This window comes from Paenibacillus xylanexedens (assembly GCF_007676705.1).
GTDB lineage: Bacteria > Bacillota > Bacilli > Paenibacillales > Paenibacillaceae > Paenibacillus > Paenibacillus xylanexedens_C.
Window position 1 is genome coordinate 1 of sequence record NZ_VEBF01000179.1, and the last position, 301, is coordinate 301.

At 47.5% G+C, this 301-nt stretch carries 1 pseudogene; it reads right to left on the minus strand.

The features are described from left to right. Positions 1-197: pseudogene (locus FS628_RS31625) on the minus strand (hypothetical protein); the annotation flags it as partial. Positions 198-301 lie beyond the last annotated feature (104 nt).

Genomic DNA, 301 nt, shown 5'->3' on the forward strand with positions numbered 1-301 from the left:
TCACCAGTCATCCACCCCACTCCCACACTCCCTTCTCCTCTTTCCTTTACCTCAATCCACCCTTCAATCCATTTTTTTACTCCATCTCCCCTTACCTTATTTCCATTATCCAAACTTACACCCTCCCCAATATCAAAATCCCAAGTCCTCTCATCAACACCTTCCCACCTGTCTCCAATTTTACCAACCAGCTTCATATTCTCCTCAAACTCAATCAGTCTCTCACCAATTGCTGCACACGTAAGCGTCCAACGGTTCCATTCCTCTCCCGCCTCCACATTCCTTCCAACCCAGAACACCG